General features: G+C 70.3%; 10 protein-coding genes. 4 read left to right on the top strand and 6 right to left on the bottom strand.

All coding sequences use genetic code 11. The annotated features are described in order from the left end of the window. Window positions 1–289, top strand: a 289-nt coding sequence (locus BMY07_RS16460; protein WP_143073518.1) for an IS30 family transposase, incomplete at its 5' end; no start/stop codon positions are given. 237 nt (window positions 290–526) lie between these two features. Here BMY07_RS16460 and BMY07_RS16455 read toward each other — a convergent pair. Further along, on the bottom strand, window positions 527–3,172 hold the full coding sequence (locus tag BMY07_RS16455) for an AAA family ATPase (RefSeq protein ID WP_092779066.1): 2,646 nt from the start codon (window positions 3,170–3,172) through the stop codon (window positions 527–529). A gap of 118 nt (window positions 3,173–3,290) precedes the next feature. Between BMY07_RS16455 and BMY07_RS16450 the strand changes: the two genes are divergently transcribed. Beyond that, window positions 3,291–4,052: an alpha/beta fold hydrolase gene (locus BMY07_RS16450; protein WP_177215604.1), complete on the top strand. Its 762-nt coding sequence runs from the start codon at window positions 3,291–3,293 to the stop codon at window positions 4,050–4,052. Here BMY07_RS16450 and BMY07_RS16445 read toward each other — a convergent pair. Beyond that, the gene (locus BMY07_RS16445) at window positions 4,049–5,023 is read right to left on the bottom strand and encodes a pirin family protein (RefSeq protein WP_092779062.1); all 975 of its coding nucleotides are present in this window, start codon (window positions 5,021–5,023) and stop codon (window positions 4,049–4,051) included. The two genes, BMY07_RS16450 and BMY07_RS16445, sit on opposite strands and share 4 nt — an antisense overlap. Before the next feature lie 197 nt (window positions 5,024–5,220). Here BMY07_RS16445 and recQ point away from each other — a divergent pair, with 197 nt between their 5' ends. Continuing rightward, on the top strand, window positions 5,221–7,017 hold the full coding sequence (gene recQ, locus BMY07_RS16440) for a DNA helicase RecQ (RefSeq protein WP_245782436.1): 1,797 nt from the start codon (window positions 5,221–5,223) through the stop codon (window positions 7,015–7,017). Here recQ and BMY07_RS16435 read toward each other — a convergent pair. From BMY07_RS16435 to BMY07_RS16420, 4 genes are all read right to left on the bottom strand, one after another. After that, entirely contained in the window at window positions 7,014–7,739 is a 726-nt protein-coding gene (locus BMY07_RS16435; protein WP_092779060.1) for a GAF and ANTAR domain-containing protein, read from the bottom strand. The genes recQ and BMY07_RS16435 overlap by 4 nt on opposite strands. Then, on the bottom strand, window positions 7,736–8,203 hold the full coding sequence (locus tag BMY07_RS16430) for a hypothetical protein (protein ID WP_143073517.1): 468 nt from the start codon (window positions 8,201–8,203) through the stop codon (window positions 7,736–7,738). Before BMY07_RS16430 ends, BMY07_RS16435 begins: the two co-directional genes overlap by 4 nt. 63 nt (window positions 8,204–8,266) lie before the next feature. Next, window positions 8,267–9,202, bottom strand: a complete 936-nt coding sequence (locus tag BMY07_RS16425; protein WP_092779056.1) for a sensor histidine kinase — start codon at window positions 9,200–9,202, stop codon at window positions 8,267–8,269. A gap of 182 nt (window positions 9,203–9,384) precedes the next feature. Continuing rightward, the gene (locus BMY07_RS16420; RefSeq protein WP_092779054.1) at window positions 9,385–9,741 is read right to left on the bottom strand and encodes an STAS domain-containing protein; all 357 of its coding nucleotides are present in this window, start codon (window positions 9,739–9,741) and stop codon (window positions 9,385–9,387) included. 179 nt (window positions 9,742–9,920) lie between these two features. Here BMY07_RS16420 and BMY07_RS16415 point away from each other — a divergent pair, with 179 nt between their 5' ends. Then, window positions 9,921–10,334, top strand: coding sequence for an ATP-binding protein (locus BMY07_RS16415; RefSeq protein ID WP_092779052.1), 414 nt, complete (start codon window positions 9,921–9,923; stop codon window positions 10,332–10,334). The last annotated feature ends 71 nt before the right edge of the window (window positions 10,335–10,405 follow it).

Genomic DNA, 10,405 nt, shown 5'->3' with positions numbered 1-10,405 from the left:
CCAAGGCAGCGAGATGGCAGACCACGCCACCTTCACCACGGCCACTGGAATGCCCGTGTATTTCTGCGATCCTCACTCGCCGTGGCAACGCGGGACGAACGAGAACACCAACCGGTTACTCCGCCAGTACTTCCCCAAGGGAACCGACCTCTCGGTCCACTCCCAGGCCCACCTCGACGACGTGGCCCACGAACTCAACGGCCGCCCCCGCCAGACCCTCGACTGGTACAAACCCATCGAAAAGATGAACGAACTGCTGGTCAACCACGGCGGCGCGATCACCGGTTGAGGTCAAGGCCCCGCACAAAACAAGTTCGCCCCATCGAGCACAGCTCGAAACTCGCGCCCAGGCCAATGCCGAAGGCGAGGTCTGTTCGTCGACGCCGCAGGCGAGACCGAGAGCCAGACACCCCTCAGCTCAAGATCAAACCGCCCCAAGCACCCCCCGATACACAGCCTAGTAGCGACCCCACCACACCCCCAGAGTGAACCTCCCCCCTGTGGACACCCCCACAACCCATCCAGATCACAGAGACGCGAGCGCGTCCCGAAGAGCCGAGCGGGTCGTTATCCCCAGCTTGGGGAAGATGCGATAGAGATGGGCGCTAACCGTACGGGGAGAGAGGTAAAGGCGTTCGGCGATTTCCTTGTTGGTGAGGCCGGTGGCGGCGAGGTTGGCCACCTCCAACTGCTGTGCGGTAAGGGTGTCAGCGGTGGGCTCGGTGTTGATGGCCAGCCCGGTGGCTCGGAGTTCTTGTTCTGCTCTGCGTTGCCAGGTCGTGGCTCCGGTGCGGCGGAAGAGCTCTGCGGCGCGGCGGAGTTCTGGGCGGGCTTCGCCGGGGCGGTGGTTTCTTCGGTGGGTTTCGCCTAGGGCTAGGCGGATTCGGGCGTGGTCGAAGGGCCATTGTTCGACCAGGGGTAGGGCCAGCGCGGCGCGGAACAGGGCTATCGCGGTGTTGTCGTCGGGGGTGCTCAGGGCTTTGGCTGCGAAGACGTGGAGGCGGAGGCGGGGGGAGCGGTCGGCTAGGCGGGCTTGTTCGGCGGCTTCGACGTACGCGGTGGCGGGTCGGCGGGTGCGGACCGCGGACTCGACAAGGTCGAACAAGAGCCAGGGGGCGTAACTGGCGTGCTCGGCGATAGCGGACAAGGTGACGTAAGCGGTCTCGTAGTCGCCCTCTGCCAGTGCCGCAGCGGCGATGTTTCGGGCGGATAGGGCTAAGTGCAGCGCGCTGCCTCGCGGCTCTGCCCACCGTTCGACCGTGCTGCTGTACTCCCGCGCGCTGTCGACGTCTCCCCTGTTCGCGGCGAGCCAGCCCAGCGTGCAGCGCAGGTCTTGCGCGATCAACTCCAGGTCGTGCCGCACGCACAGGTCCAGCCCGGCCTCGGCGGACGACTCGGCGGCGTCCCAGTCGCCTGCCAGGAAGTGGTCGTGGGCGGCGAACCAGTGGCAGGCGGCGACGTGCGTGACCGCTCCCCCGCCGCTTTCCCGGTCGATCAGGTCACGCAACCGGGTCCGGTGCTCGTGCAGTGAGTCCAGCCAGGTCGCGAGCCTGCACAGGTCCACGATCCGGCCAGGAGACGCGGTCGCGGGTAAGAGATCGAACGCGGTGTGAAGTCGTCGCGGCGCGTCAGCGACAGGGGCGCTGGAGAGGACGTCGTACGAGAGCAGCGTGGACTCGTCGGGGTTCTCGATGGCGGCTAGAGCCTTGCCCAGCCTGTCCCACTCGTCCGGGTCCTGGGTGTAGGTGGCGATGGTCAGCCATAGATGCAGCACCCGGTCTGTCACCGGCGTGTGTTCGAGCAGCCTGCGCGCGCCGGAGAGGTCACCGTCGCGCAGCAGGGCGATCCTGGCGCGGGTGACCAGGCCGTGCGCGGGGTCGTCGAGCAGGGCGCGGGCCTCGTCGAGCAGCTTCTGCGCCAGGTGCAGCTGGCCGGACTCCCCCGCCAACTCGGCGCCGCGGTGCAGCCGCGCGGCAGCGTCGGCGGGGTCCGGGCTCAGCGCGGCGGCCCGGCGCAACGCGGGGACGGCCAGGCCGCTGCCGCCGCGCAGGCTCGCCGCGAGCGCCGTCCGCTCGATCTCGGCGGCGACGGCCTCGTCCGCCTCGACCGCGGCCTCCGCGAGGTGCCAGACCCGCCGTTCCGGGGCGTCCCGGTACCGCTCGGCGAGTTCGGCGTTGGCGGCGCGCAGCTCGTCGGGCGCGGCCGAGTCGATGATCGCCGAGCGCACCAGCGGGTGCCGGAACCGCAGGCCGGACAGGGTGGAGTCGTGGGTGATCAGGCCGACCCGCTCCAGCTCGGCCAGCAGCGGCTGCGCCAGCGAGGTCGGGTGCGCGCGGTTCTCCAGCAGGTCGCCGTCGAGGGCGGTCAGGAGCAACATCCGGCGCAGGTCGGTGTCGAGCTCTCGCACCCGACCCGCGAAGGTCGACTCCAGCTTGGTCCTGGTCGACGCACCGGGGGGCAGCATCTCCAGCCCGGTAGCGGCATCTGTGCCGAGTACCGCGGGCAGCTCGACTAGCGCCAACGGGTTGCCCGCCGCGTAGCGAAGTACCTGCTCACGCGCCCGCACAGGCAAGTCAGGGTAAGACCGAGCCAGCAGCTCCATAGCGTCAACGTCCGGGAGCGGGTTCACCTCGTACATGTGGATGCTGGGGGTGACGCGCTCACTGCTGAGCAACGGCCTGCGCGCGAAGATCGCCCTCAGGTCGTAGGGGCGCAGCCGCAGCAGGATGAACATCATGACCTCGCGGGTGGGGTGGTCCACCCAGTGCGCGTCCTCGACCGCGACCAGCACCGGGCCGTCCTTGGCCACCTCGGCCAGCACCGCGAGCGAGGCCACCGAGATCGCCAGCCGGTCGGGCACCGGACCCGCCTCGAACCCGAGCACGCGGCGCAGCACCTCGCGGTGGTACGGCTCCACCCGGTCGAAGTAGTCGAGCACGGGCGCGAACAGCTGGTGCAGGCCGGCGAAGGCCAGCTGCGCCTCGCTCTCGTAGCCGGACCCGCCCAGCACGCGGACCCCGCGCCCGGTCGCGTACTCGATCCCGGCCCGCAGCAGCACCGTCTTGCCGACCCCAGGGTCGCCGTGCAGCACCAGGTTGGGCTCGACGCCGGGGTCCCGATCGATCACGCGCCGCAGCGCTGCCAGCTCCGCCGCGCGGCCGATCACGTCCACGTCCCCACTCTGCCCTACGTACGACCTACCGAACGATCCTCATGTATGTGCGGTCAGATGACCGATTCACAGACGTCCCCGGAGTTCCACGCTGTGGACCTGGGTGAAGGGGTGTGCTGTGCCGCTGCTGCGAGTCGGACCGGACGTCGAGCTGTACTACGAGGACGCGGGCTCGGGGCCGCCCGTGCTGCTCGTGGCGGGGTGGCCGCTGACCTCGGAGTCGTGGGAGTGCCAGGTCGGCGCGCTGGTCGAGGCGGGACACCGGGTGCTCACCTACGACCGGCGCGGGTTCGGCCGCACGACCCGCGCGTGGGACGGCTACACCCCGGCGACCCTCGTCGACGACTTACACGGATTGATCACGCACTTAGACCTGACCGACGTCGTTCTGGTCGGTTTCTCCTCTGGCGCTGTCGAGACAGCCCGCTATCTAGCGACGCACGGGTCTGACAGGGTGCACGGGCTGGTGTTGGCCAGCCCGTTGGGTGGCGCCTCAGCGCTAGGACGCGACCTGCGCGCAGCGGCCAGATGGCATCGGGTCGCGATGCTGGACGACGTCCTGACCCGGTTCTTCAGCGTCAATGGCGAGATCGCGCTCGACGAGGCCACGCGCCGACACCTGCTCTCGACAGCGGCAGCCTCATCGGCACGCGCGACCCTCACCGTGATCGACGCGTGGTCAGACCCAACGCTCGATCTAGCCGCAGACGTCGCCGCAGCGGGCTTGCCGACGCTCGTCATCAGCGGCGAGGGTGACGCGGTAGCGCCATCGCACAGGGTCGACGCGCCAACGGTGGTCATCCCCAGTGGCCCCCACGGCGTGCACATAACCCACCCGCAGCAGTGGAACCAAGCCGTACTCAAGTTCCTGACAGGCTAAGAACTGCGGTTACGACGCGGTTTGATCGTGACCGGTGGCAGCACAGGTGCGGGCAACCTCGCTGGACTACCCGTGTAGCCCTCTACGCGACCGAACTGGTCCGACTCGTTCTGCCACGCCTCGCGGTAGGCGACGATCTCCTCGTGTGTGCGGGCCACGAAGTTCCACCACATCAGGATCGGCTCCGTGAACGGCGGACCGCCCAGCACCAGCACGCGCGAAGGCTCGTCACCAAGGTTGGTCAGGTCTAGCTGCGACCGCCCACGTCCCAGGTAACCGAGTTCGGATAGCCCAAGAGGCTCCCCCGACACACAAATCTGCCCTGTGTCGAGCAGGACCCCGTGCTCAAACGCCGGGTCGACGTCCAGCGTGACCCTGTCGCGCGGTTCCACTACGACTTCCGCACCGAGCAGCGGCGTGAACGTGGCGACCGGGGACTTGCTGCCCGCCAACGACCCGAGGAACACGCGCGCGGTCCCCCCATCAAGCACGACCGGCTCAGGCGCGTAGTGCTCGAACGCACGCGGGGCATCGCGGTGCTCGTCCGGCAGCGCTACCCACAGCTGCACGCCGTGCAGGACCTCGGTCGCCGCGGTGGAGACCTCCGAGTGGCAGATCCCCGCGCCGCCGGTCATCAGGTTGACCTCACCGGGCCGGACGAACTCATGGGTGCCCAGGCTGTCGCGGTGCTCGATCTCCCCCGAGAACAGCCAGCTCACCGTCTGCAGCCCGGTGTGCGGGTGGGGGGCCACGTCCATGCCACCGGCGTCCGAGACCCGGTCCGGGCCGTAGTGGTCGACGAAGCACCACGCGCCGATCAGCGACCTGTCGCGCTGCGGCAACGTGCGCCGGACCCGCATCGCCCGCGGACCGCCCAGGGGCACCTCGCGCGCGGTCAGCACCTCGACGCCGGGGGTGGCCGGGTCCGGCCTGCACGAGAGCGCCGCGGGCGCGGCCTCGGTGTTGCTCATCGGTCCGGCACCGGGGTCGGGGTGGGCCTCGAGGTCATGCCGCCAGGGTAGTTGTCCACAGGCCGCGCGCACCGGACCCCGGCGAAATCCGACGAGCCCGTAGGATCGCCGCCGTGTCCGCCGTGCCGAGCGAAACCCACCCCAGTACCGAGCCGACCGAGCCACCCGCCACCGCGACCAGGGACGCCGTCACCGAGGTGCTGAACCGGGTGTTCGGCTACGACTCCTTCCGCGGCGAGCAGGAGGAGATCATCACCACCGTCGCCGACGGCGGTGACGCGCTGGTGCTGATGCCCACCGGCGGCGGCAAGTCGCTGTGCTACCAGATCCCGGCGCTGGTCCGCCCGGGTGCCGGCGTGGTGATCTCGCCGCTGATCGCGTTGATGCAGGACCAGGTGGACGCCCTGCGCAACCTGGGCGTGCGCGCCGGGTTCCTCAACTCCACGCAGGACTCGATGGCCCGCCGCGAGGTGGAGAAGGCCTTCGTCGACGGCGAGCTCGACCTGCTGTACCTAGCGCCGGAACGGCTGCGGTTGGAGTCAACGGCGCAGCTGCTCGACCGGGGCAAGATCGCGCTGTTCGCGATCGACGAGGCGCACTGTGTGTCCCAGTGGGGCCACGACTTCCGGCCGGACTACCTGGAACTGTCAGCGCTGCACGAGCGGTGGCCGGAAGTACCCCGGATCGCGTTGACCGCCACCGCGACCAAGGCGACGCACACCGAGATCGCGCAGCGGCTGAACCTGGGCGCCGCCAAGCACTTCGTGGCCAGCTTCGACCGGCCCAACATCCAGTACCGGATCGTGCCCAAGGCCAGCCCGACCAAGCAGCTGCTCGACCTGCTGCGCACCGAGCACCGCGGCGAGGCCGGGATCGTCTACTGCCTGTCGCGCGCGTCGGTGGAGAAGACCGCGCAGTTCCTGTCCGACAACGGGATCCCGGCCGTGCCGTACCACGCGGGCCTGGACGCGCGGGTCAGGGCGACCAACCAGTCCCGGTTCCTGCGCGAGGACGGCCTGGTCGTGGTGGCCACCATCGCGTTCGGCATGGGCATCGACAAGCCCGACGTCCGGTTCGTCGCGCACCTCGACCTGCCGAAGTCGGTGGAGGGGTACTACCAGGAGACCGGCCGGGCGGGCCGCGACGGCCAGCCGTCCACCGCGTGGCTGGCCTACGGCCTCACCGACGTGGTCACCCAGCGCAAGCTGATCGAGAACTCCGAGGGCGACACCGCGCACCGCCGCAAGCTCAACCGGCACCTCGACGCCATGCTCGCGCTGTGCGAGACGGTCGAGTGCAGGCGCGTGCAGCTGCTCAACTACTTCGGCCAGAGCGGCAAGGCGTGCGGCAACTGCGACACCTGCCTGACCCCGCCGCAGACCTGGGACGGCACGGTGCCCGCGCAGAAGCTGCTCTCGGCGGTGTACCGGCTCGACCACGAGCGCGGCCAGCACTTCGGTGTGGTGCAGGTCGTCGACATCCTGCTGGGCAAGCAGACGGAGAAGGTCAGCCAGCACCGGCACGACGAGCTGTCGGTGTTCGGCAAGGGCACCGAGCTCACCGAGAGCCAGTGGCGCGGTGTGGCCAGGCAGTTGCTCGCCCAGGGCCTGCTCGACGTCACCGGTGAGTACGGAACGCTCGCGTTGACCGACGGCAGCGCCGAGGTGCTGTTCAAGGGCCGCGAGGTGTTGATGCGGCGCGAACCGGAGAAGGTCGCCCGGACCTCGACGTCGCGGCAGTCGGCCAAAGCGGCCGCGGTGGACATGCCCGCGGAGGCGGCGCCGGTGTTCGAGGCTCTGCGCGCGTGGCGGGCGGCTTCGGCCAAGGAGCAGGGCGTTCCCGCCTACGTCATCTTCCACGACGCGACACTGCGGCAGATCGCGGCGGCGCGGCCCAAGGTGATGTCGGACCTGACCGGGATAAGCGGCGTGGGCGAGGCCAAGCTCGCGCGGTACGGCCAACAGATCCTGGACACTCTGTCCGAACTGGACTAGACGAGATCCGGCGCGGAGAGGTTGAACGCCTGGAGGACCGCGGCGAAGGTGTGGTTGTTGTGCGCCTCGACCATGGACGCGGCGACATCGCGGAGCTTGCGGTTGGAGTTCTGCGAGGCGCGGGTGAGCGTGTCGAACGCGGCCTCGGAGTCGTAGCCGAACTGCTGCATCAACAGGCCCTGGGCCTGGCCGATGGTGGCGCGGGTGGTCAGTGCCGTGCGCAGCTGTTCGATCAAGCGGGTGCTGTGGTGGTAGAGCGAGACGTTGTCGAAGACCACGCCCGCGTTCAGCGTCAGCAGCATCACCAGGTCGTGCGAGGCCTCGCCGAACTGGTCGGGGTCCCGCGAGAACACCGTCAGCACCGCCTGTCCTCGTTCGCCGGTCGGCACCGGTAGCGACAGACACGCCTGCCACCCGGCCAACAGCAGCTGCGTGGAGAAGGTGGGCCAGCGTTCGTCGGCCGAGGCGTCGTCGAGGCGGCGCGGTTCGTGGTGGATCAACGCCTCGGTGACGGGACCGGGTTCGAGGAGGTCGACGGGCTGGGTGCCCACCGTCTCGAAGTCGCCGCGGTGGGTGCGCACCGTGAGGGCGGCGTGCGCGCAGCCGGGGATCGTGCCCGCCACCCTGGCGGTGAAGCGGTCGAAGGCGGAGTGGACGTCGTCGCCCTCGACCAACCTGGTCATCTCCGCCAGTTCCTCAGCGAGGGTGACCACACCGCTCATACGAGCCAACCGGGGGTCGGCGCGTCGTGCTGCTCGCACCACTCGATCGATCCCACCGTCCACAGCAGCGCCAGCACCAGCACGTCGACCGGGTCGAACCGCGGGTCGTCGAGCATCGCCAGGTCGAGCTGGGTCTGCACGTCGTCGGGGCGCCCGTTGAGCTGCGCGAGCAGCGCCCGCACCAGGGCGCGCACCGGCGGGTCCAGGGTGTCCACGTCGACCACCTCGCCCGCGTCGTCGCGCAGGTCGAGCACGAAGGCCTTGTCCGGTCCGGTCGACTCGGCGCGGCACAGCATCATGTCGGCGGTGGCCACCACCAGCTCGTGCAGCACGGCGGCGAGGCGGTCGCGGTGGTCCGGTCCGGCGAGCACGTCGAGCGCGCCGGTGCGTGCGGTGGGGTCGAGGTCGCCGCCGCGGGTCACGGCGACGAGCCTGCGGGCCACACCGCGGGGATGCTCGGTCATCTCCACTGCCCTCCAGGTCGCGTTCGGCTGTCCTGTCGGGGACTTACCCGATCCGCGGCGGGGTCAAGCGCCTGGTTGCCGGGTGAAGTGCGCGCGGACCACGGTGCCGTCGCCCGCGGCGTGGATGGTGACCAGGTCAGCGAGGGTGTGCACCAGCAGCAAACCGCGTCCGTGCGCCTGGTCGACCGGCGCGGGTCGCAAACCGGCCAGCGGGTCGGCGAGCCTGCCACCGTCACGCACCTGGCAGACCAGTTCGCCGTCGACCACCCACACGCTCAAGGTGGCCTGACCGCCGCCGTGCTCGATGCTGTTGGTGACCAGCTCGGTAATCACTAGAGCCACGTCACCGACCCGCTGCTCTGAAAGGCCGTGCGCGCGGGCTTCAGTGGAGACCAGCGCTCTTGCCGCGCCCAACTCCCCCACCCCGACAAGGAGATTGCGGGCCTTGGTCGGCGCGGTCGGGGCTTGGTCGCCACCGAGTAGCGCTGCCTCCGGGGCGTACTCGGTGCTGACGCGGTAACCCCCACGGTCGAGCACACCGGGGTGCGTGATGAGCGCGTCAGCGAGAACGGAGTCGCCGAGCGCGGCCGCGTCGTAGGGGCACAGCAGCCGCAGGGTCCTGCCGTCGAGCAGCCGGTTGGCCAGCGCCTCGTGCCGGACGCAGGACTGGTACTGGGTCGACGGCCGTTTCGGCCACACCACCTCGGTCACCACGCGGGCGGGTCTGTCGAGCACCGGGTGCAGCACGGCGGGCACGATCCGGCCCGGGTTGCCGCCGACCTCGGCCATGTCCAGCCAGCGGACCCGGTCGGCGAAGCCCTCGGCGGCGCACTCCTCGCGCAGCATCGCCAGGTTGGCCGCGGGCGCGGCGACCGTGACCGCGTCACCGACCGCCACGCCATCGCGCACGAAAGGCAGCACGGCGCCCAGGTATTCCACGGCGCCCCGGTAGAGCAGGGCGGTGTGCGCGGCGGCGGCTGTCACGTTCTCAGCCGTCATGGCACCACCAGGCCCGTCACGCGATCCACCGTCGGGCCCCTTCCCACGTTCGTCCACCACACTCGGGCGCCGTCGAGCAGCGCCGCGGTCGGTCTGGTGGTCATCAATCTACGCGTGCCACGACCGCCCGGCCGAATGCCCGGTGGGACCGCTTCGCGGTCACGGCTGGGGTAAATCGGTGCTCAGTGCTCGGTGAGCGCGGCCTCGATCGACGGGTGGACCTCGAGGACGTTGTCCAACGAGCTGACCTGGATGGCGCGCAGCACGGCGCCGCCGTCGGTGAGCACCCGCAGCGCGCGGCCCGAGTCCCGGCACCTGGTGTGGTACTCCACCAGCAGGGCAAGCCCGGCCGAGGCGAGGAACCCGACCTTGGTCAGGTCGAGCAGCACGGGGGCGGCGGCGGGGCCCCTGGTGACCGCGGCTTCGAGGTGCTCGCGCAACGCGGGCGCGGTGCCCATGTCGATCTCGCCGCGGACGTGCAGCAACACCGCGTCGTCGCGGTCGGCGAACTCGGCGGTCAGCAGGTCCGACGTACTCATGGCAGCCCTTCACAGTGTGGACATGACGGTCTGGCGGCTGGCTGCTCAACCGCTTCGGCGACCAGCCTAGTAGGTTCTGCGCCGGTGGATCGAGCCGTCCCAGCACGGCCGGGAACCCGGGCGTGGCCCCGGCGCGTCCCACCGGTCCCGGTCCGGCCCGCGACCTCCGAGGAGCCCAGGTGAGCGACCCCACCCAGCCCGAGGGCGCCGATGTCGAGCTGCGGCTGCGGGCCGACCTGGTGAACCTGCCCGTGGTGCGCGGGGTGGCGGTCGCGGTGGCGATGGCCGCGGACTTCACCGTCGACGAGATCGCGGACCTGCGGTTGGCGGTGGACGAGGTGTGCTCGCAGCTGATCGTGCTCGCCGCGCCGTCAGCGGACCTGGAGTGCCGCTTCACCCGGGTTCCCACCGCCGACCGGGGCACCGGGGTCGTCTTCCACGCCAGCACCCGCTCCCGCGACGGCCGGGCGCCCGCGACCGACACCTTCGGCTGGCACGTGCTGCGGACCCTGGCCGACGAGGTGGAGACGGGGCTGGGGGACGGGGTGCGGCCGCCGGTGCACATCACGGTGCGCAAGCACCGGGCGAGATAACAGCGCGCAAGCACCGGGCAAGGTGACAGCGCGCAAGCACCGGGCGAGATAACAGCGCGCAAATACCGGGC

The organism is Actinokineospora terrae (assembly GCF_900111175.1).
Classification (GTDB): domain Bacteria; phylum Actinomycetota; class Actinomycetes; order Mycobacteriales; family Pseudonocardiaceae; genus Actinokineospora; species Actinokineospora terrae.
The sequence above is the reverse complement of the archived record's forward strand: the minus strand, read 5'-3'. Positions and strand labels throughout refer to the sequence as shown.